Raw genomic sequence first — 25,009 nt, 5'->3', positions numbered from 1 at the left:
AAACAAGACGCCATGTCACTCCCTCCCGCGCCGGACCCCACCCGGACCACGAAGCGCTTCATCCTCGCCGCGTTCAGCTTCGTCGGCTTGATGGCCTCGGGCATCGGAGTGGTGTCCTGCTCCATCGGTCTCGCCGACACCGGCCACCCCGCGATGATCGTCGGGCTCGCGGGGAGCGTGCTCGGCATCGCCGCCGCGTTCGTCGTGATGTGGACGGCCCTGCGCGCCGAACGCTGACACACGGCGAAGCGCCGCCCGACGCGAGGACACCCGAGGTCAGCGCGGCAATGGTCGCAGCTGATCCTCGGCCACGGGGAAGGAGACCTCGTAGTACAGCTGCGCGGCGGTCATGTCACCCCAGTCATCCTTCTTCACCCGGATCCCGGCAGTCGAGACCTCGGCGATACGAACCCGCAACCAGGAGCCGTCCTCCAGACGAAGCTCGTGCGGGTCGGCGAGATAGCCCATGCCGATCTCGTCGAGCGCCTCCTCGGCATGGAACCAGTCCAGCGCATCGGTTCGCTGACGGCCCAGGAGATCGATGACGACGAACCCCTCACCGACAGGCTTCATCCACCCCAGTCGCTCTCGATCCTCCGAGCGCCGGTGTTCGATCCAGTCCGGTTCCATGCAGCGAGCGTAACGGCCACCGAGGAACAACGACTGACGGATGACCGACCGAACGCCAGCCCACCAACAGCATGAGGGGGCCGACTCGAAAGCCGGCCCCCTCGTGCGTCGTACGACGACGAGCGATCAGTGCTCGTCGTAGTGCTCGCCGTGCGCCGCGTGCTGGTGGCCGTCGTGAACGTAGTCGACGTGACCGTCGTGGTCGACGGCGTCGTGACCGCACGCCGCACCGTGCTCGTGGTCGGCGACGGTGTGCTCGGCGACGCTCTCGTGCTCGTCGTAGTGACCGTCGTGCAGAGCGTGGTGGTGCGTGCCGTGCACGTAGTCGGTGTGATCGTCGTGCTGCACGGCCTCGTGGCCGCAATCGGCACCGTGCTCGTGCTCGGTGACGGAGTGCTCGGCGTGGATCTCAGTCGTGCTCATGATTGCCTTTCGGGGGGAATGGATCGGGTGTCGCGACGGGCGGCGACGCGTCATCAGTACATCTCATTCATAAGCGAATTGCAATACATGCAGCTAATCGATAGTGGTTCTCGCTATCCCTCGAGTGCGTGCTGCACGGCGTCGTCGACGATGTGCGAGACGTGCACGTCAGCGACGTCGTAGTGCGCCTCTCGGCCGATCCGCTGCACCGAGACCAGGCCGGCTGATCGCAGCGTCCGCAGATGCTGCGAGACCAACGGCTGCGACAACTGACTCTGCTCGGCGAGCTGACCGACCGTGGACGTGCCGGCGGCCAGGATGCGCAGCAACCGCAACCGCGAGGAGGAGGACAGGGCCTTGAACAACTCGGCAGCGGGTTCGAGATCCTCGTTCATCTATACATATAAGCAGATGTGAATGCATCAGGATCGCCTGAATCCTCGAAGGCTCCGTTCGACGTCCGCCCGATGGATCATCACTCTGACGATTAGGCTGGGCGACTGTGCTCGATGGACCGCTGATCGCCGAATGGCTCCCCGTCTCGGTGGCCGCGCTCGTCCTCCTCCTCGTCGCGGCGGGAGTGGCCGGCTGGGTCGACGCGGTCGTCGGTGGCGGCGGACTGATCCAACTGCCCGCGCTCGTCATCGCCGTACCGAGCGATGTCGCGACCCCCTTCATCCTGGGTACGAACAAGCTGTCATCGTTCTTCGGCACCCTGTCGGCGAGCTGGGTGTACCTGCGCAAGATCAGGGTGCAGTTCGTGCTCCTGGTGCCCCTCGTCGCCGGCGCATACGCCGGGTCGACCGTCGGTGCCGCCCTCTCGCGGTACGTCCCTCGCGACGTGTTGACGCCCATCGTGCTCGTGGCCGTGATCGCTGTGGCGCTGTACACCCTCTTCAAGCCGACCATGGGCCTGCACCACGAACCCCGCCATGACCGCGCCACCGCCGTCGCCTGGCGGGCGGCGTTGATCGGGCTGCTGGTGGGCTTCTACGACGGCATCCTCGGACCGGGAACGGGTTCGTTCTTCGTCATCCTCATCGTCGGCGTACTCGGGTACGGCTTCCTGCAGGCCAGCGTGAACGCGAAGATCGCCAACCTCACCACGAACCTCGCTGCCCTCGTCGTGTACGGGGTGCATGGCGAGGTCCTGCTCGCGCTCGGTCTCGCCATGGCCGTCATGAACATCACCGGAGGGTTCATCGGCGCCCGTATGGCGACGAAACGCGGAAGCGGCTTCGTGCGCATCGTGTTCCTGCTGACCCTGTCCATCCTCATCGTGAAGCTGGCCTGGGACACCGTGGTGCAGTTCACCGGCTGACGACGGAACACGGTCCATCGGCAACCTTCGCCGCCGCTCCGCGGTTCACCGCAGGTACGCGTCGACCATGAACGGACCCCGGATGGCCCTGAGCGTGTCGATCAGGCGTCCGAGGGCTCGACTGTTCCAGGACGAGAGCTGGAGATCGAAGGGGCCGAGGGGCTCGAGCTTCCCGATGCGGAGGCGGACCACCTCCCAGCCGGCAGACCGCAGCGCGCGGTCCTTCCGTCGGTCGACTTCCTCGCGGCGTCCGACGTGCTCGAGACCGTGCCTGCCGATGCTGTCGTACTCGATGGCGACGCGCAGTTCCGGGTAGACGAGGTCGGGCCACACCTCGAGGTGCTGGAAGAACGGACGCTGCACTCGCACCGCGTTCAGTCCCTCCGTCAGCGCGAGTCGATCGTGGACGTCCGCGCGCAGCTGAGCCTCGACGGCGGACGCCGGTTTCGGCGCGCACACGGACGTGAAGGCCTCCCCCACCGGCAGGTCCGGGGTCTTGTCGCACAGCGACGGTTTCGGTCGTGCGCGACGCTCCCGGACGATCCCGGCGACCGCGGGCAGCGGGTCGGTCACCGACTCCCGCCTCGGCAGCGCGACGACCCTCGTCGGATCGGCCTCATCGGAACACTCCGGGCACCACGCGCTGCGGCGACGCTCGCGTCCGGGCCGCGAGCGCTGCTCGCCCGGCGTCGCGACGAACCGGTGCCCCCGGTCGCACTGCCACTGCAGCAGGACGTCGGCCGCCGGCGGCACCTGGCTCAGGACGATCCCGGCGTTGAGATCCGCATGGTACTGACGCCACAGCGCTGGGAACGACGCCCAGGCTTGCCGGTAGGCGCCCACTGGGTACGGCGTCTCGAGGCCCTTCGACCACTGACGGCGGGCCCACCACGCTTCGACACGTTCCGGCACGAGCCGAACCTACGACGGGCCCCCGACACCGGCCACGAGCGAGGATGCAGTGGTCGTCACGTCAGCACCACCGCTCGACCGTCAGACCGCGAAGTCGCTCGGCCACCCGTGCTCGGCGAGCGACCGGCGGACACGCTCCACGTCCTCATCGCTCGGCAGCTCCGCGGTGACCCGCGCGATCGCGGTTGCGACGTCGACCCGGCTGAGCGACGTGTCGCCCTCCGCCGCGAGGCGCGCACCCACCTCGGCCACCTCGGCGTCGCTCAGCCGACGACGGAGGAGCGCCACGAGCGGGACGAAGTCCTGGTCGGGGAATCCTGCAGGGTACCCGGCTCGAAGCCAGCGCACGATGCGGGCGACCAGCCCTCCGCGTTCCTCGAGGAGGGTCGCGTGCGCAGCCCGACCGGCGTCATGGTCAGTCGCCGCCGCGCGGACGTCGTCCGGGCTGCCGAGCGGCCACCCCGCGCTCGCGAGCCGGGCGGAGACGCGGACGAGGTCCTCCGGGAGCGCCGGACCGAGGAGGAGCTGTTCGACGCGCGCCCGCAGACGATCCTGACCGATCGGCTCGCCGGACGCCTCCGCCTGCTCCGCATCGATGAGTAGTCCGCCGACGACCTCGTCCAGCTCCTCGGGCGTGAGGCTCCGGCGGAGGATGCCGAGCAACGGCACGTAGTCGTGCTCGGGCACGCCCGATGGGTATCCGGCGCGGAGCCACCCGACGACGCGCGCCACCACCCCTGACCCGCTGCCGGTGGCCGGTTCGTGGATCGCGTCGGCTCCGGTCCCGCCGGCGCCGTTCTCGTCCGACATCCTCAGTCCTTCGGGGTGAAGGTCGGGAACACGTGGTCGAAGCTGACCTCCTGCCCCAGACCGGTGGCCACGATGATCGTGAGTCCGACCAGCACCGCGGCGACGACGACGGCGAAGCACAGCACGCCGATGGCACGGAGGAGCCCCGACGGGATCGTCGGCGTGCCCGACCCGCTCCGGTCGTCGGACCCGGCACCTCCGGCGACCGCGAACGAACGGACACCCAGCGCGAAGAGCGCGGGAAGACCCGCACCGAGCACGAGCGCGATGACGGCCACCTGGGCGGCGGCTTCGAGGAAGAGCATGAACATGTCCGACGTCCTTACGCTGCGGTCTTCTGCGACGAGCGGGCGGGGGCGTCCTGCCAGTCGTCGTTCACGTTGTGGGATCCGATGCTGTCGCGGCGCGACCGCAGGTAGATGGCGAGCGCGACACCCACGAGGATCGCGACCATGAGGATTCCGCCGATCGCCCCGCCCGCGAGGTGACCGACCCACCACATCACCGCGCCCATGAGCGCGGCGGCCGGAAGGGTGATGATCCAGGCGACGACCATCCGCAGGGCCACCCGCCAGCGCACCTGCGCACCCGGTCGTCCGACCCCGGAGCCGAGGATCGATCCGGTCGCGACGTGCGTGGTGCTGAGGGCGAAGCCGAGGTGGCTCGAGGCGAGGATGACGGCGGCGGAGGAGCTCTCGGCGGCCATGCCCTGCGGCGTGTTCAACTCCACGATGCCCTTGCCGACGGTGCGGATGATCCGCCACCCGCCGATGTACGTGCCGAGCGAGATCGCGAGGGCACAAGCGAGCTTCACCCAGAGTGGGACCGACTCGGTGTCGTCCCACCCGCCGGCCGCGATGAGCGCGAGGGTGATGACGCCCATCGTCTTCTGTGCGTCGTTCGTGCCGTGGGCGAGCGAGACGAGCGACGCGCTGCCGATCTGCCCGATCCGGAAGCCGCGGTGGAGCCGCCCCTGAGCGAGGTTGCCGATGACCCGGAAGACGAGCCAGGTGCCGATCGCAGCCACCGCGCCGGCGAGCACGGGCGACATGAGGGCCGGGAGGATGACCTTGCCGACGACGCCGTCGAGCTTCGAGCCGTCGCCTGCCCAGTTCACGCCGTTCAGGCCGAGGCCCGCGAGCGTCGAGCCGATGAGACCGCCGAAGAGCGCGTGCGACGAGCTCGACGGAAGACCGAGCAGCCAGGTGAGCAGGTTCCAGATGATGCCACCGATGAGCCCGGCGAGCACGATCAGCAGGAGCGCCGAGCCGCCTCCCTCGAGGAGCGCGGGATCGGGAGCTCCCGACGAATCCTGGATCTTCACAACCGCGTTCGTGACAGTGAGCGCGACTTCGATGCTGAGGAACGCACCCACGAGGTTCAGCACCGCCGAGAGCGTGACCGCGACCTTCGGCGGCAGCGCACCGGTGGCGATGGAGGTCGCCATCGCGTTCGCGGTGTCGTGGAAGCCGTTGGTGAAGTCGAAGGCGAGTGCCGTGATCACGACGAGCGAGAGCAGGATAATGGGGTCCACGGCGACGAGCTTGCTCTTCGATCGCTGGATCGACAACGGGTGAGCGGGCGGATTCACCCGTTGTTCACGTCAGGGGGACCGGACACCGAGCTGCGTGACGGTCGATCGTCAGCTCGGCAGGATCGCCCGCACCTGTGCTTCGATCTCGGCGACGATCTCGTCGATGGTGTTCCCGGCGTTGATCGTCGCCGCCATGCTGACGAACATGATCGCGGACACGATGTGCGCCGTCGTCGCGGCGCGCTCGGCGGTCATCAGGTCGTCTCGTCGCAACACCGCGGCGATCGCCTCCTCGGTCTGCATGGTGAGGGCGAGCGCGGCGCGGTGATACGGCTCCTCAGGATCGCCGAAGACGATCTCCCGGAGGTAGGTGCGGCCGTTGTCGACCTGCTTCCGATTGCATTCCACGACCGGACGGATGATCGCCATGACCGCATCGAGCGGGTCGGCTGCGGCTTCGGCGTCGGCCACCCCGCGGACGAGTGCATCCGCATAGGTGGAGTTCTGCACGAGCAGCAGGAGCTCACCCTTCGTCTTCGCGTAGAGGAAGAGCGTGCCCGTACCGATGTCGGCCCGGTCGGCGATCTGCTGCGTCGTCACGTCGTCGACCCCGTGCTCGGCGAACAGCTCGCCGGCAGCGGCAGTGATGCGTTCGAGTTTGTCGAGCTTGTTGCGCTCGCGACGACCGAGCGGTCTGGAATCGACGGTCATGGTGTCCCTCGGGAATAGAAGATGATTGCGCTCAGTTGTGAGCATAGTCACTGGATCGCGGCATCGCTGGATGTCGCTCATTGTTCCACGACCACTTCGGAACCACTCACTCGAACAGAACGGTCAGCCACATGCCCTCACTCAACGGAGCAGTCGTCCTCGTCACCGGCGCGAACGGCGGCATCGGGACCAACTTCGTCCGCGACGCCCTCGACCGCGGCGCCAGCAAGGTCTACGCCACTGCGCGGAACCCGCGCACCTGGGACGACGAGCGTGTCATCCCACTCGCGCTCGACGTCACCGACCCCGCTTCGATCGCCGCCGTCGTCGCCGCAGCCCCCGACGTCACGATCCTCATCAACAACGCCGGCACGAACGCGTCGACGCCCGGCATCCTGTCGCACACCGACGAGGAGATCCGCACCAACGTGGAGACCAACTTCCTCGGCCCGCTCTTCCTCGCTCGCGCGTTCGCACCGATCCTCGCCGCCAACACCGGATCCGCGATCATCGACATCCACTCCGCCCTCAGCTGGTACGCCGTCGCGGGCATCTACAGCGCCACGAAGGCCGCGCTCTGGTCGGCGACCAACTCGCTGCGCCTCGAGCTCGCCCCGGCGGGCGTGCACGTCGTCGGCGTGCATGTCGGCTACGTGGACACGGCGATGGCCGCCGGTGCGACCGACCCGAAGCTCGACCCCGCTGTCCTGGTGACGAAGGTACTCGACGCGACGGAGGCCGGCGAGTACGAAGTCCTCGCTGACGACACCTCGGTGCAGCTCAAAGCCGGGCTCAGCGCCCCGCTCGAGGCGGTCTACCCGCAGCTCGCCGCAGTGCGTAGCTGACGCTCCGAAAGCGCTCGAAACGCTCCCGAACACGGCGTATGGGAGCGTTTTGCGCGCTCTCGTCCGCGGGCTACGCCACGATGACGGCTTTGCCGCGGATGCCGCCGCCAGTGAGTGAGCCGAGGGCCTCCACCGTGTCGTCGAAGGGGAACACCCGTCCGACGACGGGACGGATCGCCCCGCTGTCGATGAGGGCGGTGATCTCGCGCAGCTGGTCACCACTCGCCCGCATGAGGAGGAACCGGTAGCTCACGCCGAGCCGCTTGGCCTGCCTGCGGACCTTGCCGCTGAGTGCTGAGATCGCGAGCCGGAGCACCGCGTTGAGGCCGGCGGAGCGGGCGAAGTCCGGGGTGGGCGGTCCGGCGATGCCGACGGCCGTTCCGCCGCGCTTGAGGATGCGGAGCGACTTCTCGAGGTTCTCGCCGCCGAGGCTGTCGAGGACGAAGTCATACCCCTGGAGCAGCGCTTCGAAATCCTCGGTGCGGTAGTCGATGACGGTGTCCGCGCCGAGTTCGCGAACGAAGTCGGCGTTGGCGGCGCTGGTCGTCGTCGCGACCTCAGCACCGAGATGCTTGGCGAGCTGGATCGCGATCGACCCGACTCCGCCCGCACCGGCGTGGATGAGGACCCGCTGACCAGGCTGCACGTCACCGAACTCGACGAGGGCCTGCCAGGCGGTCAGTGCGACGAGCGGCAGTGATCCTGCCTCCACCATGCTGATCGACGCCGGCTTGAGCGCGACATCGGCCCCTGCGAGAGCGATGCGCTCGGCGAAGGCGCCGATCCGGTGATCACGAGGACGCGCGTAGACCTGGTCGCCGGGCTTGAAGCCGCGGACCTGCGCACCGACGCGGATGACGGTGCCGGCGACGTCATGGCCGAGGATGATCGGCAACTGGTACGGCAGGATCTGCTTGAACTCGCCGAGACGGATCTTCTCGTCGAGTTGATTGAGGCCGGCGGCCCGTACCTGCACGAGGACGTCGCCGGCACCGACGACGGGCTCGGGCACCTCGGTCTCGTGCAGTGGGGACGCGTAGCTCGAGATGGTGAACGCTCTCATGGGTGGGGCTCCTTCCGGGTCGTTTTCCCGGCTTAGCCCGAGTAAACTCAATCATGAGTCCACTCAGTTATTTTGTCAAGGCGCGCTCGCAGACATCCCGGCGCCCGACCTCGCCCACTTCCTGATGAAGGAGCACGGCATCACCGAGTTCGACGGGCGCGGCACGTTCCGCGACGCCGGCCCGGTCGACGAACCCTCGGCGCGCCGAAACGGGCCTGGGCGACTCGCGACCCCGAAGAGGATCTGCGCCTCCGCGGTCATCCTGGTCAGCATCGTCTGGAACTTCCCGGCCAACCGGTGGTCGTCGGCATGCTCACCGGCATCCGCCGGCACCACGACCTCGACCGCGCCCGTCTGCACAGCGACGAATTCCCGCAGGAAGCCCGCCGGTTCGGAGCACCGCTCGGCACCGTGACGCCGCGCTCCCGGCGGGACTTCGACGATCACCACGTGCCGCGTACCGTCCGCGATGGCGTGGGTGACCGGGATGTCCGCGTCAGCGAACGGTGCGGCCCTCCTGCACGGGAAGGGGGCCGGTCACGCTGAGCGCGTCCTGCCAGCATTCGATCCCGCTGACTTCGGGCAACCGGTCACGGGTGAAGACCGGGTCGAGGCCGGCACGCCGCTGCGCGGAGTAGTCCTTCAACAGCTTGAACACGATGCCCGACAGCAACCCGATCGCGATGAGGTTCACCAGGGCCATGAGTCCCATGATGCCGTCGGCGGTGTTCCAGATGACGTCGGCCGAAGCGATCGAACCGAGGAAGATCACGGCGACGACGAGCACCCGGTACCCGGTGAGCACACGACGGCTCGACGAGATGAATTCGATGTTCGACTCGCCGTAGTAGTAGTTCCCGAGGATGGAGCTGAACGCCAAAAGGAAGATGATGATGCTCAGCAGGACGTTCGACCACTCGCCGAGGTTGCCGACGATGGCGTTCTGGGTGAGTCCGATGCCGCGGGTCGCCCCGGCGAGGTCCGGTGAGGACACGAGGATGATGAACGCCGTGATCGAACATACGAGGAAGGTGTCGAAGTAGACGCCGAGGGTCTGGACGAGGCCCTGCTTCACCGGGTGCGTCACGGCCGCGCTCGCACCGGCGTTGGGCGCTGAACCGAGGCCGGCCTCGTTCGAGAACATGCCCCGCTTCACGCCCGTCATGATGATGGTGCCCAGCGCTGCGCCGACCACTTCGTTGAACCCGAACGCCTGCGTGTAGATGGACGCGAACACGACCGGCAACTGATCGATGTTCATCCCGACGATGACGAGGCCGAGCAGCAGGTAGCCGAGTGCCATGGCGGGCACCACCGCCTGGGTCACGCTCGCGATGCGGCGGATTCCACCGAACACCACGAGCGCGGTGAGGGCAGCGAGCAGGATCCCGATCACCCAGGGGATCCAGCCGATCTCGCCGCCGAAGCTCGACGACACGGTCGCGCTGATCGTGTTGGCCTGCAGCGAGCTGAACGCGAAGGGGAAGCAGACGATGAGGATGACGGCGAAGATGATCCCCATCCAACGCGCCTTCAGGCCGTGCTGCATGTAGTACGCAGGACCGCCGCGGAAGCCGTCCTTGTCCCGCACCTTGAACAGCTGGCCGAGGGTGGACTCGACGAAGCTCGACGCGCCTCCGATGAACGCCATCGTCCACATCCAGAACACCGCTCCGGGGCCGCCGATCGCGATCGCCGTCCCGACACCCGCGATGTTGCCGACGCCGACCCGCGACGCGGCCGAGATCGTGAACGCTTGGAAGGCCGAGACCGACTGCGGTTTGCCGTCGTCACCGAGCGGCGTCTTGTTCGTGAGGGTGCGGAACATCTCGGGGATGAGCCGGAACTGCACGACGCCCGAGCGAACGGTGAAGTACAGACCGAGGAGCCCGAGGACGGGCAGCACCGCCCAGGTCCACAACAGATCGCCACCGGCCAGGATCACTTCGTTCAGGATGTCCATCCCGAGAGTATGGCGCAGGCGACGCCTGGCGCGCACGATCCGTCCGTCACCCGACCCACTCGCTGCGTGGGCCCGGTTGACGCTGCGCTCCGCGACGTGCGGCGGTGACGGTGACGGTGCGACTGCATCGTCCGGCAGGATGGTGTTCCGCCGTCGACCGCAAGGACATCATGAAGACAGGTCTCTCGAGGTTCCTCTTCCTGCTCGGTAAGAAGGTGTGGGCCAGGGCCGCCGTGTTCACCTTGATGGCCGTCGCCTTCGCTCTCGCGGCCGGCTTCATCGGGGGCCTCCTCCCGTTCCGGCTGGTGATCGACCTCGGTCAGGACTCCGTCGGATCGATCCTGCAGATCATCGCGAGCTCGATGCTCGCGGTCACGACGTTCTCGATCACCGCGATGGTGACCGTCTACTCGTCGGCGACCACGATCGCGACGCCGCGAGCGACGCAGCTCATGGTCGAGGACACCACCTCGCAGAACGCGCTGTCGACGTTCGTCGGCGGCTTCACCTTCTCCCTCGTCGGCATCATCGCGTTGTCGACGGGCTACTACGGCGACCAGGGACGTACGATCCTGTTCTTCGGAACACTGGTGATGATCACGATCATCGTCGTGACACTCCTGCGCTGGATCGCCCATCTCTCCACCTTCGGCCGCATGTCCGACATCATCGACCGCGTCGAGTCCGCTGCCACGACGTCGCTCAGCGCCTATGCGGAGTCGCCGTCACTTGGCGCGAACCCTCTCGGTGGACCGGACCGCCAGGGAACACCCGTGTTCGCCGACAAGCCCGGGTACGTCGTCTTCGTGGACCTGCCGATGCTGGACCAAGCCGCGGCGGACGCCGACGTCTCCATCCAGGTGGTCGCGACGGCAGGCCGGGTCGCCGACGCGACGACACCGCTCGCGATCGTCGAGGGCGAGACGGAGACGAAGCTGCAGGCGTCGATCCGGCGGGCCTTCCGGATCGCGGCCCATCGCACCTACGAGCAGGACCCGCGTCTCGGCGTGATCGCCTTGGCCGAGATCGGCAGCCGGGCCCTCTCGCCGGCGACGAACGACCCGGGCACGGCGATCGAGATCATCGGAGCCCTGCAACGGGTCTTCACGGCGACCCTCACCACGACGCGCGACGTCGACGTCGACTACCCGCTGGTCTGGGTCCGCAGCGTCACCCTCGAGGACCTCGTGATGGATGCGTTCCGTCCGCTCTCGCGCGATGGCGCCGGCATCCTCGAAGTCCAGATGCGACTGCAGAAGTGCTTCGCAGCGCTGGCGGCCACCGCACCCGACCAAGCGGACACGTTCCGTGCCGCCGCGACACTCGCCCTGCAGCGCTCGTCGACCAAGTTGGACGACGCCGATGTCGCAGTGCTCGACGCACTGCACCGCCGACTGCAGTCCTGAGCACGCACGCACACACCCCGTCGTCGGGCGAAGTCGCCGCGCCCGCCGGGCGTGGGCACTTGTACGATGACGAACGAGGACGTCGCGTATCGGACGCGGGTGGAGGTCGGTCAGGTGGCAGAGGTCGAGGACACGGCCGCGGTGGAAGCGACACTCGTCGCCTCGCGGGCGCTCCTCGGCGTGGTGGCCCGCTCCCTGACCGGGGTCCTGCAGGACATCAGCCTGCCGCAGTTCCGCGTGCTCGTGATCCTCTCGACGCAGGAACGACTGCGCATCGGGCGGCTCGCCGCACAACTGCACATGAATCGCTCCACCTTCTCGCGGGTGATCGACCGGATGACCTCGAAGGACTGGGTTCGTCGCGTCCCGAGCTCCGACAGCCGGCGGGAGGTCCTCGTGGAGATCACGGACTCCGGGGCGGCGATCGTGTCGGAGGTGACGGAACGCCGACGACAGGAGATCGCACGGATCCTCGAGCGGATGCCGGTGTCCGACCAGCACGCCCTCGTGGACGCACTCAACCGTTTCTCGCTCGCCGCCGGCGAACCTGCCGCGACGGAACTGCTCGACCTCGGCCTCTGACCGATCGGGATGCCGCGAGGGCGCTTCCTGCCCGCTACGGCTCCGTGTTGGCGCCGACGTGCGCGGGATCGGCGGAGAGTTCGATCCAGACCCCGTCAGGGAACGCATCGACGAGGGGCTGCGGACCCGCCTGGCCGACCTGGCGCCGAATCGCCTCATCCAGCACCGCCACGAGCATCGCGGTCTGCTTCGCCATCGGCGGCAACGGCGGTATCAGCATCGGCGGATGGGTCCAGCACTCGAGGGCGAGCGCCGGCAGTCCCGAGGCGACCGCATCGATGAACTCGTCTGCGAACCGGTCATGCAGGCCAGATCGGACGGCCCGGTCATCGACGGCTTCGGCAGGCTCGCAGCATCGACTGACCGCGTACGCCAGCAAGAACGCGTTGCATCGCTCCCAGGCGTCCTCGGACTCGTCGCGAAGGTGACTGATCGCGGCCGCACGATCATCATCGGACGTCCGAGCGTCGAGCAATCGTCGAGCGGTCTGGAGTAGCTCGTTCTGGAGCGGTCGCTGGGCGGCCTCCAGCAGATTCAGGTCGTCCACGGACATCTCCATTCAGTATCGGTACACGGCAACTGTTGCACTCATGCACACATCACCTCAAGCTGAAAGGGAAAGCAGACTCATCACCGGAAGGAACACCATGCTCACGTTGACCCAGAACGCCGTCACGGTCATCCGGACGCTCGCAACCCGAACCGACGACCCACGCACCGGCGGTCTTCGCATCCGATCCGAAGCGGAGCGTGCGTCGCACTTCGCGGTCGATCTCGCCACCGAGCCCGAGATCGGCGACGAGGTCGTCGAAGACCGCGGCGCCAGGGTCTTCCTCGACCCTGTCGCCTGCCCTCGCATGGAGAAGAAGGAACTCGACGCCCTGATCGACGGTGGCAGCGTGCGGTTCGAGGTTCGCGACCAGGAGCGGCCCGCGCTGTTGTAGACCCGCAGCCGGAGACGCCATCCACTGTCGAGCGGGCGCGAGCGGAAGCTGGACGCCCACAGGTTCACCAGCGGACAGCGTGTGTCCTCCCTCCGCAGGATGATGGGTCCATGTGGGATACGACGTCGCGAACGTTCGAGCTGCTGGGGATGCTCCAGCGCAACGGCTTCGTGGCCAGCGAGCGCCTCGCGCGCGACCTCGGGGTGACGACCAGGACCGTGCGTCGAGACGTGGCCCGGCTCCGCGATCTCGGCTACCCGATCGACACTCGGCTAGGTGTCGACGGCGGGTACTCGATCGAGGCTGGGGCGGTACTCCCACCGATCTTCCTGTCGACCGAGGAGGCACTCGCGTGCGCGTTGGCCCTTCGGCGGTGGAAGGAGGACGCCGACCAGACCCTCGCCACCAGCGCGCTCGAGAAGGTCGCGGCCTCCCTGCCGCCCCGGGCGCGCCGGGTGCTCGACGCGGTGGCGGAGGTCACCGTCGATGCCCCGGTGGACGGTCTGGATCCGATCGAGCACCCGGCGGTCGACATCGGTCTCCTCGGCGAGTTGGCGAGGTCGTGTCTGCTTCGACGCCGAGTGGAGTTCCAGTACACCGGGCGAGACGGCGACTCGAGACCGCGCCGGGTCGAGCCGCACGCCCTGGTCAACACCGTGCGGCGCTGGTACGTCATGGCCTTCGACATCGACGCCGAAGACTGGCGCACGTTCCGCGTCGACCGGATCTCCGACCTCGTGGTCTCCGAGCTGCCGGCCAGGACACGCGTCCTCCCCGATGCGGACCTCGAGGGCTGGGTCACGCGACGGCTCCAGCTCGGATGGCAACAGGTCAGCGCCACCGTCCGCGTGCACGCCCCGAGCGAAGCGGTGCGGCGGTGGGTCGCTCCGGCCTGGGGATCCGTCGAAGCCGAGTCTCCCGAGGTCACGGTGGTGCGCGCGGGAGCAGACAGCTACGACGCGATCGCCAGATGGCTCCTGCTGATGCAGGCCGACGTCGAAGTCGTCGAACCCGACGAGCTGCGCAATGCGTTCGGCCGGGTGGCCGATCAAGCGCACCGAGCCAGCCGGCCCGGCTCGGGCGGGCCGAACCAGCAGGCCGACCCGCCCAGTGCTACCGGAGCGGCCTGAAGAACTCGGACAGATCGTCCATGAGGAGCGCCGGCTCTTCGAGGGCGGCGAAGTGGCCACCGCGGTCGGTGACTTCGGTCCACCGCGTGATGGTGTTCTCGCGCTCGGCGTAGCGGCGGATCCCGACGTCGTGCGCGAACATGATGGCGCCCGTCGGAACGCCGGACGGTTCGCTGACCGCTCCCCACGCCGAATGCTGCGCGTACCCGACGTACGCGGCGGTGCCGGCCGTCCCGGTGAACCAGTAGAGCGACACGTTGGTGAGGATGCGATCGAGGTCGATGATCGTCTCCGGGAGCGCCTCGTGCGGCATCGTCCACGCCTGGAACTTGTCGATGATCCATGCCAGCTGGCCGGCCGGGGAGTCGACGAGCCCGGCCGCGATCGTCTGGGGTCGGGTGGACTGGATCGCGATGTAGCCGAACTCGTCCTGCATGAAGGCCTGGACCCGGGCGAGACGGTCGAGCTCCAACGGGGTGAAGGCGGCGAGGTCCGCCTCGCTCGGAGCGCCCAGCGGCATACCCATCGATCCGTTGACGTGCACACCGACAACGCGCGTCGGTGCCGCTCTCGCGACCTCGGGCGACACGGCAGCCCCGATGTCCCCGCCCTGCACGCCGTACCGCTCGTAGCCGAGCCGTTCCATGAGCGTCGCCCACGTCCGTCCGATACGGGCCGCATCCCAACCACCCTCGGCGACCGGGCTCGAGAATCCGAATCCAGGCAGGGAGGGGATGACCACATCGAAGGCGTCCGCCGCGTCCCGTCCGTGCGCTTCCGGGTCGGTGAGCGGGCCGACGAGGTCCAGGAACTCGACGAACGAGCCCGGCCAGCCGTGCGTGAGCACCAGCGGCAATGCCCCGTCGACCATCGACCGGATGTGGAGGAAGTGGATGGTCTGCCCATCGATCACCGTCGTGAACTGCGGGAACTCGTTCAACGCCGCCTGCTGCGCCATCCAGTCGAAGGTCTCAGCCCAGTACGCGAGCAGTCTGCGGAGGTAGCCGACCGGGACTCCCGTCGCCCAATCGTCGCGCGGCAGGGCCGGCGGGAAACGTGTCTCTCTGAGCCGGCGGCTGAGCTCGTCCACCGCACTCGCGGGGATGTCGATTCGAAACGGCTGAATATCGGCGTGCATCACAGGTTCCCTCCATCGTGTGCGGGCTCGAGCGAGCCACGTCACAGCAGCGACGATAGGAACGAACGAGGACACGACCTGTCCTCCGCTGAGATGCGCGGAGCGACAGACAGCGATGGGTGCGACGCTCGATTCATGCCATGGCCTGTGATCGAACCGCTGGTGTCCGAGCGCCTCGCGCTGGAGCCGTTGTCGCTCGACCATGCCCGGCCGATGGTCGACGTCCTCTCCGACCCCTCCCTGTACACGTTCACCGGCGGAGAGCCGCCGACGCTCGACGCACTCTCCACTCGATATGCCGCCCAGATCCGCGGGCCGGCCGACGGCTCGCAAGCCTGGTTCAACTGGATCGCGCGGCGGCACGACACCGGCGCGCTCGTCGGGTTCGTCCAGGCCACCGTGACGTCCCAGGCCCAGGACACGCTGGCCGAGATCGCGTGGGTCGTCGATCCAGCCCACCAACGCAAAGGCTTCGCCTCCGAAGCGACGGCCGCCGTGATCGGTTGGCTGCACGCGCAAGGGGTCACCCGGCTCGCCGCGCACATCCATCCGGAGCACGCTGCGTCTCAGCGTGTGGCACACCGCCAAGACCTCCGTCCGACATCGAGCATCGAGGACGGCGAGGTCCGTTGGGAATCGCCGATTTCCTCGCAGACCTGAACGGTCATAGCGCCTGGACGATGAGGACGACCCCGAATGCGACGATCAAGCCGTTGCCGACGATGGCCGTCCACCTCCGAAAGGACGCGCCCGTCCTCCGCCGGAGTCCGGCTCCGAGCGCGACCAGCAGCGCCTGCCAGCCGAAGGATGCGAGCCCGACACCCACGATGAAGGCGACCGCCGTCGACCCTGATTCCGTGAACTCGGCCAGCCCGGTCAGGATCGCCGCGAAGTACACGAGGGTGGCCGGGTTGATGGCCGTCAGACCGAGGAAGAGCAGGTAGCGCTGATGTGCGGAGCCCGAGCGCTCAGCGGGCCGTTCCCCGGCTGACGGCTTCGCACGGAGGCCCTGCATGAGACCGAGCGCTCCGAGCGCGATGACGGCGACACCACCGAGGAGCTGCGGCCAGGGAGACCAGCCGCTCACGATGGGTCCGGCGAGCGCACCGGCAGCGACGGCGGCCGCGCAGTACGACACGTCCACCGTCGCCACGGCGGCGGCGGCAGGCAGTCCACTGCGCAGCCCGCGGGTGATGCCCTCATGGAGGAGCAGGATCCCGATCGCCCCGAGCGGCGCGGCCAGAGCGAGGCCGGCGACGGTCCCGGCGAGGAGGGCGAGGGGGACATCCATGCCCATGACTCTGGTGCAGCGCACCGGTCACCACAGTGTGTTCTGGCAGTGAGACGGCATACTGTGTCGCATGGACGATCTCGACAGTGCAATCATCGGCGTGCTGCAGCTGAACGCGAGGACATCGTTCAGTGAGCTCGGCCGTCAGATCGGGTTGAGCACGAATGCGACGGCGGCCCGTGTGCGTCGTCTGGAGCACAGCGGCGTCATCACCGGGTACCGCGCGATCCTCGGCTCCGATGCCCCGGTCGCCGAGGACGGCCTGGAGGCGTTCATCGACGTCCGACTCGACCCCGCGCGCAAGTCGGAGGAGTTCCTGGAGTGGACCCGTCGGATCCCCGAGATCAGAGACGCGGTGCACGTCACCGGCGCCTACGACTACCTCGTCCACATCCGCGTCGCGGGCACCGCTGCCCTCGACCGCCTTCTCCGCAGCATGAAGAACGATGGAGGCGCGACCCATACGCAGACGCGGCTGGCGCTCCGGTAGGCGGGAACCACGCGCGCGGTCGCATCGCGCGACCGCGGCCTGTCTCTAGACCGGCGCGAGCGGTTCGCGGGCTCCGTCCGGCAGTTCCACGGTGATCGGGTCACCGGGCTGCACGACGCCGCCGGCGAGTACGACGCCCATGACTCCCGCCTTGCGGACGGTGCGGCCATCGGCGTCCGTACCGACGACCTGCTTGAGCAGGCCTGGTTCGTGGCGGTCGATCTGGACACACGGGTTCCGCAGCCCCGTCACCTCGACGACAGCGTCCGTCCCGAGCCGGAGCACGGCTCCCTCGGGGAGGTCGAGGAGGTCCAGCCCCTCGGTGGTGATGTTCTCGCCCAGCTCACCCGGGGTGAGGTCGGCGTCCACCTCCGCGAACAGCTCCTGGTGGATGAGGTGGACCTGCCGGAGGTTGGGCTGCGATGGGTCTCGTCTCACCCGGGACCGATGCTGCACCGTCGCACCGAAATGCGCGTCCCCTTCGACGCCCAGCCCGGCGACGAGCGTGATCGCGTCCCGTCGCGGCTTGGAGAAACGGTGCTCATCGTCGCTGCTGACCGAGACGACACGGGCGTTTGTCATCACCCCAGTGTGCACGGGGGAACAGGACCGACGGAAGTCCCCGATACTCATGTCCCGGCGCGCGAGCTGGCACACTCAGCGGTGCAGGATCACCTGGTAGAGGTTGTGGTCCTGCCAGGTCCCGGCGATCCGCAGGTACGACGGCGCCATGCCGATGTGCTCGAACCCGGCTTTGCGGAGCACCCGTTGCGAACCATGGTTGTGCAGCAGGGTGCTCGCCTCGACGCGATGCAGGCCGAGATCGTCGCGCGCCACCCGGACGATCGCCTGCACGGCGGCCGTCGCGAGGCCCTTGCCTGCATACTGCGCGTCCACCCAGTAGCCCAACCCGGCGTTCTGGAACGGGCCACGGACGATCCCCGACAGATTGAACCTGCCGACGATGGTCGAGCCGTCGAACAAACCGAGGGAGTATCCGCTGCCGGCGGCACTCGACGCGAGCTTGCTGGCGAGGTCAGCCGATTGCGCGGCCTCGGTGAAGAACTCGTCGGATCGAGCCGGTTCCCACGGAGCCAGATGGTCGCGGTTCCGCGAGTACGCCGCAGCGAGCTCCTTCGCATCGCCGAGCTCCAAGAGCCGCATGTCGATGCCGTCGGCGAGGTTGATCACGGTGAACACCCGTCAACGGTAGTCGCCGCCGGGCGCACTCGACCACCCCGATGCGACGTGCGTATCGCTGAGCGAGACTCAGCGGCTGGCGATGGGATGCGCCGGGTACTCGCGCAGCACCAGGGCCGTGCTGACGGGACCGAACCGGCCGATGGCGTCGATGATCTGCTCGAGGCGTTCCGGCGAGGGGGCGTGCACGTCGAGGACGAAACAGTCCTCGCCGGTCACTCGGTAGATCCGGTGGATCTCCGGCAGCTCGTCGAACTGGGTCAGTGACGCCTGGATCTGCGCGTGGGTCGTCCGCAGTCGGACGACGGCGTGCGTCGTGAGCCCGAGCTTCCGCGGCGAGACCCGCGCCCCGTAGCCGGTGATGTACCCGGCGAGCTCGAGCTTGCGGACCCTCGCCGACACCGCCGGCTGGGACAGGTGCACGAGCCGGGCGAGGTCGGTCATCGTGGTTCGCCCGTCGACCTGGAGCACGTCGAGGATCGTCTGATCCGTTCGATCGAAGGAAAGCGAAGCATCGTCCGTCATCTGCTTAGTAAACAACGGATGATGACGCTCCAGCTGCTGACACCGAGGGCTCGACTGGCACGCTGAGAGCAGATCGCCCGACCACGACGAAGGAACCCCATGTCGATCATCACCATGCCCGGGATCGGCGGATCCGACGACGCCCACTGGCAGTCCCACTGGGAGCGCGCGACGCCTGCGATCCGACGGTTCGCACCGGCTTCCTGGGACGAGCCGGATCTCGACGACTGGTCCGCTGCGCTCGACCGGGCGGTGGCGGACGAACCGGCGATCCTGGTGGCCCACAGCCTCTCGTGTCTGCTGGCCGTCCGCTGGGCGGCGGCGAACCCTGCACGAGTCGCCGGGCTGTTCCTCGTCGCTGCACCCGACCCAGACGGTCCTCGGTTCCCGACGGTCGCCGCAGCGTTCGCCGTGGATATCGATGTCCGGCCGCCCGTCCCCGCACTCCTCGTGACCAGCGAGGACGACCCGTACTGTTCGGAGGCGCGCGCGGCCGAGTTCGCCACCATGTGGGGCGTACCTCGGATCGGCATCGGGCGGCAGGGCCACGTGAACTCCGCCAGTGGACTCGGTGCTTGGCCGGAGGGCCGGCGACTGCTGACCGCGTTCAGCGCGGGGGTCGGGAGGATCTCAGGCGGGCCGCGCTCGGTGGTGGCGCTGCCAGTCGACTGACGCGACGCCGTTCAGGACACTCAGCACGGTCCGTTCTGCCAGGCCGTCGTCGATCGGCTGGTGCCCGAAGAAGGCACGGTAGTAGAGGGGGGCCGCCAGGAGGTCGAGTGTGAGTTCCATGTCGAGGCCGCCCTGAATGTCGCCACGCTCGACCGCGTGCTCGAGCACCGCTCGCGAGGTCGCCCGGCGAGCCTCGAAGTAGTCGCGGCGGAAGACCTCGCGCAACGCCGGATCCGCCTCGAGGTCGGACACGAGCCCCGGAAGCGCCCGGGTGATCGGGGAGCCCTGGAAGGCGTCCGCCAGGGTGGAGATGCCGGTGATCAGGTCGCAGTGGACGCACCCGGTGTCGGGCGTCGGCGTCGTGCCGAGCACGGAGATGAGCGTGTGCACGACGACCCCGGGCAGACTGCCCCAGCGGCGCCGCAACGCCGGTTTGCTCGTGCCGGCAGCCGCCGCGACCCCCTCCAGCGTCAGGGCGCTGTAGGGCACGGTGGCGAGCATCTCCACGACCGCGGCGGTCGCTCTCGCGTCGATCGTCGTGTCGCGCGGGCGACCCGGTGGTGGCGGGCTCGACGCGGACGCATCCCCGCGCTCCGTTTGCTTCATTCCACGATCGTACTCTAGATTCATTACGTTCCGTAGTGGAATGAAACCGGAGGAGTGGCGATGACCGATGACACGATGACCGACGACGACACCGGAGGGGTCTTCTCACCACGGTTCAGAGGCTTCACGATCGGCATCCTCGCGAGCGTCGGTGCGGTGGCGTTCGAATCGCTCGGCGTCGCGACGATCCTCCCGGCGGTCGCCGAGGAGCTCGGCGGCCTGGGCGGCTACGGCTGGGGGCTCTCGGCGCTCATGCTGGCCAACATCGTCGGCACCGTCGTCGCGGGCACCGACATCGACCGACGAGGGCCGGCCCGAACCGTCCTCGTCGGCACCATCGTCTTCGCGCTCGGCTGCCTGCTCGCGGGACTCGCCCCGGGGTGGGGCGTCTTCATCGCGGCCCGCGCCCTCCAGGGACTGGGCATCGGCGCCATCATGGCCTACGCCTACAGTCTCGTCGGCATCGCCTACCCGGCACGGTTGCAGGCCGTGATGTTCGCGTTCCTCTCCTCGGCCTGGACGATCCCGTCGCTCATCGGACCGGTGTTCGCCGGAGCGCTGACCTCGCTGCTCGACTGGCGCGTCGTCTTCTGGTCGATCGCACCGCTCACGCTCGTCCTCCTCCCGCTCGTGCTCCCCGGCGCCCGACGGCTGTCGCGTCCGGAACAGCGCTCGACATCCGGCTCGCAGCGTCGCCTCCCGGCACCGGTGTGGTTCTCGATCCTGCTCGCCGCCGGCACTGGAGCTGTGCTCCTGGGGCTCGAACTGGACGCCCTCCCCGCCCTCGTGGCGCTGGTCGTCGGCGGGCTCGTCGGCGCCGTCCTGGCGCTGCGGTGGATCCTGCCGTCCGGCACCCTCCGGCTCCGCCGCGGCGCCCCGGTGGGGATCGTCATCCGCTTCATCCTCTGCGGTGTCTACTTCGGTTCGGAGGCCTTCCTGCCGCTCGGCTTGACGAGTGTCCACGGACTCGACGTCACCCTCGCCGGCCTGGGTCTCGCCGCCGGCGCGCTCGCTTGGACCGTCGGGTCGTTCCTGCAGGCGCGGATCGACACCGCGCGGCCCGGCAGACGCGCACGGTCGACACGCGCCGGCATCCTCGCGCTCGTCGGCGGCGAGGCACTCATGGGCATCGCCGTCGCGCTGCCTGGCGTGTGGCCGGGGTGGGCCATCGTCGGCTGGACCATCGCCGGGATCGGCATGGGCGTCGCCTTCAACGCCGCGACCTCGGCGACGATGGCGGCGACCCCGGCCGACACCGCGGGGAGCATCAGCGCGAGTCTGCAGCTCGCGCAGACACTCGCCACCGCGACCATCGCCGGCATCGGCGGTGCCGTCGTCGCCCGACTCGGAGCGACGACCCCGGCCTTCCTTGCGGTGTTCGGGCTGACCGCAGCACTCGGACTCCTCGGCGTCCTGCTCGCCGGACGACTGGACACGGCGAAGGCGGACGAAGGCCTGCGACGGTGAGCGCAGCGTGCGACCGGCGCTCCAACGCGATCAGCGGACGCTGCAGGGGCCCGAGGCGGACAACACGATGACCGGGCCCACTTCGGGCGCATCGGCGAACTCCCCGAGACGCAGGTAGAATCCGTCGTCAGACGTGAACGCCACGGCCCGAGTGGCGTCTGACGATCCATCCGCAGCCACCTTCTTCTCCACCTTCCATCCCGCGCGTCCGGCGTACATGGCGGCCGCATCGTCCAACCAGGCGGCACGGTCGAAGTCCGCTGCGACGCTGACCGTCAGGATCCCGTTGAATTGCGCGGCGCCACCGGTGCACTGGATGTCGACGTCGTCCTCGACCCCCGTCGACGCGCTGTCGGCAGGCAGCGTCGCCTCGAACTCGGCACGGAGCGAGAGCGCCTCCGACTTCGTGGTGTCGTAGTCCGGCCTGATCTGCAACGATCCACAGCCTGCGAGCGCGCAGGCGAGGACGATGCCGATGAGGCCGAGCATTGTCCGACGCATGATGCGATCCCTCCCCGAATGGACCAAGGTCTCCAGCGTAGGTGCCGGGGACGCCCGTCGGGCAGACTGGACCGGTGACCAGATCCGACCCGATCCGAGCCGACACCACCCGAGCAGCCCTCCTCCGTGACCGCATCGTCCAGCAGGTCGCCGAGCAGGGCTTCGGCGCGCACGGCCTGCACGTGCTCGCCGGTGACGACGAGGCCGAGCATCGCTGGACCGAGGACGTCCGTGAGGACATCCACTCCGCGGCGAAGGGCGTCTGTGTGCTCGCCGCCGGCCTCGCCATCGACGACGGACTCATCACGATGGACACGACGCTGGGTGCCGTCTTCCCGGAAGCCGACTTCGGCGAGGGCACCGCCGACGTCGCCCTCCGGCACCTCTTGAACATGACGAGCGGCGTCGACCTCCCCTGGTCGCCGACCCTGCTGTCCGACTGGCCGGACCTGACCCTCGAGTTCCTGAGCAGGCCGTCCCGTGGTCGCGTCTTCCAGTACTCGACCGCCAGCACCTACACGGCGATGCGCGCGGTCGAGACCAGGGTCGGCGACGTCGGCGACTACCTCGAGCAGCGACTCCTCGCACCGCTCGGCATCCACGAAGCGCCCTGGGAGCGGTGCCCCCGCGGATTCATCGCGTCCGGCGGAGGGCTGCAGCTCCGCACCGCGGAACTCGCGCGAATCGGACGACTCATCCGCGACCACGGCCGGTGGGCAGGCGAACAACTCCTGTCGCCGGAGTGGGTCGACGCCATGCACGCCGACTGGGTGCCGTCCGGAACCGGTGCCGGGTACGAGCGTTATGCGCTCGCCGGATGGGACGGTCCGGGCGCGGCCTGGCGACTCCACGGTGCCTATGGGCAGCTCGTCGTCTTCGCCGGCGACGCTGTGGTCACCATCACGGCCGAAGACCACGAGGGGGCCGACCGCATCGCGGCCTCCGTGTCCTCGCTCCTCACCGACACCGCGGACTGAGCCCGCCTGCGGGCGCGGGTCAGCTTCCTGCGCGGAGCACTCCCGCCGCCGCTTCGACGGTCGAGACGAATGTGGCGCCGACGCTCCGGTGCCCCGACCGGATCTCCTGCTGCGGAGCGTCGGAGAGCACGACTACGTCGATGTCGAGGATGCGGCAGACACGCGCCTTGTACGCGATGTCGACGCGGTCCCCAGCTCGCGGGCACAAGACGACCGCGCTCGGCGGGAAGCGGTCGTCCGTGAGCATCTCGCCCCAGGACGACGCCGCGATGGTCACCTGCAGATCGGGCGCGTGGGAGTCGAGCCACGACACGGCAGACGCGCGGGCACGGTCGTCACTGTCCAGTACGCCGACCGTTCGCATCGATACCTCGTCACTCGTCACCGCATCCGGAGTCATACCCCGATGGTGTCGGCGCCATCCGTAAGATACCAGCGCCGGGACCACCCGCGGTGCACGGGATCCGAACCCCACCGCATCACCCACCCACGCCTCATGCGGACCAGCACCGTGGTCGACGGCGATCATCGTCGTGATCGCGGTCGTGGCCGCGGCACCGTCGTTCCGCGCACCACGCCCACTGCCGGGCGAGCACACCTCTGAGCGGCCGCCCGATGTGACAGCGGTTCGTTGCTCGCGCTATGGTATTGATAACCATTATCAATACGGAGGCTGCGTTCATGAAGGTCCGGAACTCGTTGAAGTCGCTCAAGAAGATGCCGGGCGCACAAGTGGTGCGTCGACGCGGTCGCGTGTTCGTCATCAACAAGCTCAACCCGCGCTTCAAGGCGCGTCAGGGTTGAGCGAGGTCGTCGTCGCGTCCATCCGGCGTGGCCGCCGGCATGACGCGGCGATGACCGTCGGCCTGGTCCTGCTCGCCGTGGCGACGATCCTGGTCGCCGTGGCGATCGGCCCAGTCCCCATCGACCCGGCGACGGTCCTCGGCGTGCTCACCCGGCACCTCGTCGGGGCCGCGCCCGGCCCCTGGCCGGACTCGGTCGATCAGATCGTCTGGATCACGAGAGCGCCGCGGGTGGCCATGGGGCTCGTCGCCGGCGCCGTGCTCGCCGTCGCCGGAGTCATGCTGCAGGCCCTCGTCCGCAATGCGCTCGCAGACCCGTACCTGCTCGGGCTCAACTCTGGCGCTTCGACGGGTGTCGCCCTCGTCGTGCTCGTCATCGGCGGTGGCGGCGCACTCCTGGTCGCCGGTGCCGCCCTGGCCGGGGCCATCGGTGCGGTGGTGCTGGTCGTTCTGCTCGCCGGGGTCGCGAACCGCCGCGGGCCCCTGCGGCTGGTCCTCGCCGGGCTCGCTGTCGGATACGCACTGAACGCCACCACGAGCTTCCTCGTCTTCTCCAGCGACGCACCGGAGGCGGCGCGCTCCGTGCTGTTCTGGCTCCTGGGGTCGCTGGCGTCGGTGCAGCCGGTCGCTCTCCTCGCCGCAGCCGTCTCGGCGACCATCGGTCTCGGCGCCCTCATCGTCCTCGCACCGTGGACCGACGCGCTCGCATCGGGCGACGACTCGGCCAGATCGGTCGGGATCGATCCCGAGCGAGCTCGGATCGGACTGATGGTCGGCGTCTCGGCGATGGTCGGCGTGACGGTCGCGGCCGTCGGCGGGGTCGGCTTCATCGGTCTCGTGATCCCGCATCTCGCGCGCAGACTCGTCGGCGGACGCCACCGGGCGGTGATCCCGGTCGCCGCCCTGCTCGGCGGCATCGTCCTGGTCGTCGCCGACACCATCGCCCGAACCGCGTTCGCCCCGCAGGAGATCCCGGTCGGCGTGATCACCGGGATCCTCGGCGCCCCGTTCCTCCTCGTGCTCCTCCGGCAGGGCCAAGGCGCCCGGTCTGAGGCATGAGCTCCC

Annotated in this window: 33 protein-coding genes; 14 read left to right on the top strand and 19 right to left on the bottom strand. The window is 68.7% G+C overall.

Features of this window, described 5'->3' with window-relative positions; genetic code table 11:
- Positions 1-12 precede the first annotated feature (12 nt).
- The gene (locus tag ACLIME_RS16620; RefSeq protein ID WP_411557619.1) at positions 13-237 is read left to right on the top strand and encodes a hypothetical protein; all 225 of its coding nucleotides are present in this window, start codon (positions 13-15) and stop codon (positions 235-237) included.
- 39 nt (positions 238-276) lie between these two features.
- Here the strand turns inward: ACLIME_RS16620 and ACLIME_RS16615 are convergent, their stop codons facing one another.
- From ACLIME_RS16615 to ACLIME_RS16605, 3 genes are all read right to left on the bottom strand, one after another.
- Positions 277-630 (bottom strand): hypothetical protein, encoded by a 354-nt coding sequence (locus tag ACLIME_RS16615; protein WP_411557618.1) that lies wholly within the window; start codon positions 628-630, stop codon positions 277-279.
- 126 nt (positions 631-756) lie between these two features.
- Positions 757-1,053: a hypothetical protein gene (locus ACLIME_RS16610; protein WP_411557617.1), complete on the bottom strand. Its 297-nt coding sequence runs from the start codon at positions 1,051-1,053 to the stop codon at positions 757-759.
- Positions 1,054-1,166: 113 nt separating this feature from the next.
- Positions 1,167-1,448, bottom strand: a complete 282-nt coding sequence (locus tag ACLIME_RS16605) for an ArsR/SmtB family transcription factor (RefSeq protein WP_079704757.1) — start codon at positions 1,446-1,448, stop codon at positions 1,167-1,169.
- Positions 1,449-1,555: 107 nt separating this feature from the next.
- Between ACLIME_RS16605 and ACLIME_RS16600 the strand changes: the two genes are divergently transcribed.
- Positions 1,556-2,374, top strand: a complete 819-nt coding sequence (locus ACLIME_RS16600) for a sulfite exporter TauE/SafE family protein (RefSeq protein WP_411557616.1) — start codon at positions 1,556-1,558, stop codon at positions 2,372-2,374.
- A gap of 45 nt (positions 2,375-2,419) precedes the next feature.
- Here ACLIME_RS16600 and ACLIME_RS16595 read toward each other — a convergent pair whose 3' ends face one another.
- The 5 genes from ACLIME_RS16595 to ACLIME_RS16575 all read right to left on the bottom strand — a co-directional run bounded on the left by ACLIME_RS16595 (position 2,420) and on the right by ACLIME_RS16575 (position 6,341).
- Positions 2,420-3,286, bottom strand: a complete 867-nt coding sequence (locus ACLIME_RS16595; RefSeq protein ID WP_411557615.1) for a hypothetical protein — start codon at positions 3,284-3,286, stop codon at positions 2,420-2,422.
- An 81-nt stretch (positions 3,287-3,367) separates the two neighbouring features.
- The gene (locus ACLIME_RS16590; RefSeq protein ID WP_411557614.1) at positions 3,368-4,096 is read right to left on the bottom strand and encodes a DUF3349 domain-containing protein; all 729 of its coding nucleotides are present in this window, start codon (positions 4,094-4,096) and stop codon (positions 3,368-3,370) included.
- A gap of 2 nt (positions 4,097-4,098) precedes the next feature.
- On the bottom strand, positions 4,099-4,407 hold the full coding sequence (locus ACLIME_RS16585) for a hypothetical protein (protein WP_085512127.1): 309 nt from the start codon (positions 4,405-4,407) through the stop codon (positions 4,099-4,101).
- Between the two features lie 11 nt (positions 4,408-4,418).
- The gene (locus ACLIME_RS16580; protein ID WP_192004307.1) at positions 4,419-5,630 is read right to left on the bottom strand and encodes an inorganic phosphate transporter; all 1,212 of its coding nucleotides are present in this window, start codon (positions 5,628-5,630) and stop codon (positions 4,419-4,421) included.
- A gap of 108 nt (positions 5,631-5,738) precedes the next feature.
- Positions 5,739-6,341 carry a TetR/AcrR family transcriptional regulator gene (locus ACLIME_RS16575; RefSeq protein ID WP_411557613.1) on the bottom strand — a complete coding sequence of 201 codons (603 nt, stop codon included), beginning with the start codon at positions 6,339-6,341 and terminating at the stop codon, positions 5,739-5,741.
- A 131-nt stretch (positions 6,342-6,472) separates the two neighbouring features.
- On the opposite strand from ACLIME_RS16575, the gene ACLIME_RS16570 reads away from it, so the two are divergent.
- Entirely contained in the window at positions 6,473-7,186 is a 714-nt protein-coding gene (locus ACLIME_RS16570) for an SDR family oxidoreductase (protein WP_411557612.1), read from the top strand.
- Between the two features lie 70 nt (positions 7,187-7,256).
- Here ACLIME_RS16570 and ACLIME_RS16565 read toward each other — a convergent pair whose 3' ends face one another.
- Both ACLIME_RS16565 and ACLIME_RS16560 read right to left on the bottom strand, forming a co-directional pair.
- Positions 7,257-8,249, bottom strand: a complete 993-nt coding sequence (locus ACLIME_RS16565; protein ID WP_411557611.1) for an NADP-dependent oxidoreductase — start codon at positions 8,247-8,249, stop codon at positions 7,257-7,259.
- A 496-nt stretch (positions 8,250-8,745) separates the two neighbouring features.
- Positions 8,746-10,212 (bottom strand): alanine/glycine:cation symporter family protein, encoded by a 1,467-nt coding sequence (locus tag ACLIME_RS16560; RefSeq protein ID WP_411557610.1) that lies wholly within the window; start codon positions 10,210-10,212, stop codon positions 8,746-8,748.
- 170 nt (positions 10,213-10,382) lie between these two features.
- On the opposite strand from ACLIME_RS16560, the gene ACLIME_RS16555 reads away from it, so the two are divergent.
- Positions 10,383-11,618 (top strand): DUF2254 domain-containing protein, encoded by a 1,236-nt coding sequence (locus ACLIME_RS16555; protein ID WP_411557609.1) that lies wholly within the window; start codon positions 10,383-10,385, stop codon positions 11,616-11,618.
- Between the two features lie 66 nt (positions 11,619-11,684).
- Positions 11,685-12,200, top strand: coding sequence for a MarR family winged helix-turn-helix transcriptional regulator (locus tag ACLIME_RS16550; protein WP_411557608.1), 516 nt, complete (start codon positions 11,685-11,687; stop codon positions 12,198-12,200).
- A 34-nt stretch (positions 12,201-12,234) separates the two neighbouring features.
- Here the strand turns inward: ACLIME_RS16550 and ACLIME_RS16545 are convergent, their stop codons facing one another.
- Positions 12,235-12,747: a hypothetical protein gene (locus ACLIME_RS16545; protein WP_411557607.1), complete on the bottom strand. Its 513-nt coding sequence runs from the start codon at positions 12,745-12,747 to the stop codon at positions 12,235-12,237.
- 100 nt (positions 12,748-12,847) lie between these two features.
- On the opposite strand from ACLIME_RS16545, the gene ACLIME_RS16540 reads away from it, so the two are divergent.
- Positions 12,848-13,144 (top strand): hypothetical protein, encoded by a 297-nt coding sequence (locus ACLIME_RS16540; RefSeq protein ID WP_079704745.1) that lies wholly within the window; start codon positions 12,848-12,850, stop codon positions 13,142-13,144.
- A gap of 110 nt (positions 13,145-13,254) precedes the next feature.
- Positions 13,255-14,274, top strand: a complete 1,020-nt coding sequence (locus ACLIME_RS16535) for a helix-turn-helix transcriptional regulator (protein ID WP_411557606.1) — start codon at positions 13,255-13,257, stop codon at positions 14,272-14,274.
- Here the strand turns inward: ACLIME_RS16535 and ACLIME_RS16530 are convergent.
- Positions 14,258-15,412 (bottom strand): epoxide hydrolase family protein, encoded by a 1,155-nt coding sequence (locus ACLIME_RS16530; protein ID WP_411557605.1) that lies wholly within the window; start codon positions 15,410-15,412, stop codon positions 14,258-14,260. The genes ACLIME_RS16535 and ACLIME_RS16530 overlap by 17 nt on opposite strands.
- Positions 15,413-15,559: 147 nt before the next feature.
- Here ACLIME_RS16530 and ACLIME_RS16525 point away from each other — a divergent pair, with 147 nt between their 5' ends.
- A complete protein-coding gene (locus ACLIME_RS16525) occupies positions 15,560-16,072 on the top strand; it encodes a GNAT family N-acetyltransferase (protein ID WP_411557604.1) in 513 nt (170 codons plus the stop codon).
- A gap of 4 nt (positions 16,073-16,076) precedes the next feature.
- On the opposite strand, the gene ACLIME_RS16520 is transcribed toward ACLIME_RS16525, so the two are convergent.
- Entirely contained in the window at positions 16,077-16,703 is a 627-nt protein-coding gene (locus ACLIME_RS16520) for a LysE family transporter (protein WP_411557603.1), read from the bottom strand.
- 70 nt (positions 16,704-16,773) lie between these two features.
- On the opposite strand from ACLIME_RS16520, the gene ACLIME_RS16515 reads away from it, so the two are divergent.
- Positions 16,774-17,193, top strand: a complete 420-nt coding sequence (locus ACLIME_RS16515; RefSeq protein ID WP_411557602.1) for an Lrp/AsnC family transcriptional regulator — start codon at positions 16,774-16,776, stop codon at positions 17,191-17,193.
- Positions 17,194-17,238: 45 nt separating this feature from the next.
- On the opposite strand, the gene ACLIME_RS16510 is transcribed toward ACLIME_RS16515, so the two are convergent.
- The 3 genes from ACLIME_RS16510 to ACLIME_RS16500 all read right to left on the bottom strand — a co-directional run bounded on the left by ACLIME_RS16510 (position 17,239) and on the right by ACLIME_RS16500 (position 18,918).
- Complete coding sequence (locus ACLIME_RS16510; RefSeq protein WP_411557601.1) at positions 17,239-17,775, bottom strand: MOSC domain-containing protein; 537 nt, start codon at positions 17,773-17,775, stop codon at positions 17,239-17,241.
- A gap of 75 nt (positions 17,776-17,850) precedes the next feature.
- Positions 17,851-18,357: a GNAT family N-acetyltransferase gene (locus ACLIME_RS16505; RefSeq protein WP_411558802.1), complete on the bottom strand. Its 507-nt coding sequence runs from the start codon at positions 18,355-18,357 to the stop codon at positions 17,851-17,853.
- Between the two features lie 105 nt (positions 18,358-18,462).
- Complete coding sequence (locus tag ACLIME_RS16500) at positions 18,463-18,918, bottom strand: Lrp/AsnC family transcriptional regulator (RefSeq protein WP_079704740.1); 456 nt, start codon at positions 18,916-18,918, stop codon at positions 18,463-18,465.
- A gap of 99 nt (positions 18,919-19,017) precedes the next feature.
- Here ACLIME_RS16500 and ACLIME_RS16495 point away from each other — a divergent pair, with 99 nt between their 5' ends.
- On the top strand, positions 19,018-19,590 hold the full coding sequence (locus ACLIME_RS16495) for an RBBP9/YdeN family alpha/beta hydrolase (RefSeq protein ID WP_411557600.1): 573 nt from the start codon (positions 19,018-19,020) through the stop codon (positions 19,588-19,590).
- Here ACLIME_RS16495 and ACLIME_RS16490 read toward each other — a convergent pair.
- Positions 19,549-20,196: a TetR-like C-terminal domain-containing protein gene (locus ACLIME_RS16490; protein ID WP_411557599.1), complete on the bottom strand. Its 648-nt coding sequence runs from the start codon at positions 20,194-20,196 to the stop codon at positions 19,549-19,551. The two genes, ACLIME_RS16495 and ACLIME_RS16490, sit on opposite strands and share 42 nt — an antisense overlap.
- A gap of 60 nt (positions 20,197-20,256) precedes the next feature.
- On the opposite strand from ACLIME_RS16490, the gene ACLIME_RS16485 reads away from it, so the two are divergent.
- The gene (locus tag ACLIME_RS16485; RefSeq protein ID WP_411557598.1) at positions 20,257-21,663 is read left to right on the top strand and encodes an MFS transporter; all 1,407 of its coding nucleotides are present in this window, start codon (positions 20,257-20,259) and stop codon (positions 21,661-21,663) included.
- Between the two features lie 30 nt (positions 21,664-21,693).
- On the opposite strand, the gene ACLIME_RS16480 is transcribed toward ACLIME_RS16485, so the two are convergent.
- Positions 21,694-22,164, bottom strand: coding sequence for a hypothetical protein (locus tag ACLIME_RS16480; protein ID WP_159877177.1), 471 nt, complete (start codon positions 22,162-22,164; stop codon positions 21,694-21,696).
- 74 nt (positions 22,165-22,238) lie between these two features.
- Between ACLIME_RS16480 and ACLIME_RS16475 the strand changes: the two genes are divergently transcribed.
- Entirely contained in the window at positions 22,239-23,141 is a 903-nt protein-coding gene (locus ACLIME_RS16475) for a serine hydrolase domain-containing protein (RefSeq protein ID WP_411557597.1), read from the top strand.
- A 19-nt stretch (positions 23,142-23,160) separates the two neighbouring features.
- Here the strand turns inward: ACLIME_RS16475 and ACLIME_RS16470 are convergent, their stop codons facing one another.
- The gene (locus tag ACLIME_RS16470; RefSeq protein WP_411557596.1) at positions 23,161-23,505 is read right to left on the bottom strand and encodes a hypothetical protein; all 345 of its coding nucleotides are present in this window, start codon (positions 23,503-23,505) and stop codon (positions 23,161-23,163) included.
- A gap of 317 nt (positions 23,506-23,822) precedes the next feature.
- Here ACLIME_RS16470 and ykgO point away from each other — a divergent pair, with 317 nt between their 5' ends.
- Both ykgO and ACLIME_RS16460 read left to right on the top strand, forming a co-directional pair.
- Positions 23,823-23,945: a type B 50S ribosomal protein L36 gene (gene ykgO, locus ACLIME_RS16465; protein ID WP_064295097.1), complete on the top strand. Its 123-nt coding sequence runs from the start codon at positions 23,823-23,825 to the stop codon at positions 23,943-23,945.
- A complete protein-coding gene (locus ACLIME_RS16460; RefSeq protein ID WP_411557595.1) occupies positions 23,942-25,003 on the top strand; it encodes a FecCD family ABC transporter permease in 1,062 nt (353 codons plus the stop codon). The genes ykgO and ACLIME_RS16460 overlap by 4 nt, the downstream gene beginning before the upstream one ends.
- Positions 25,004-25,009 lie beyond the last annotated feature (6 nt).

This window comes from Plantibacter sp. MPB07, from assembly GCF_046619465.1.
Classification (GTDB): Bacteria; Actinomycetota; Actinomycetes; order Actinomycetales; family Microbacteriaceae; genus Plantibacter; species Plantibacter auratus.
This window is presented reverse-complemented; position numbering and strand designations above follow the sequence as displayed.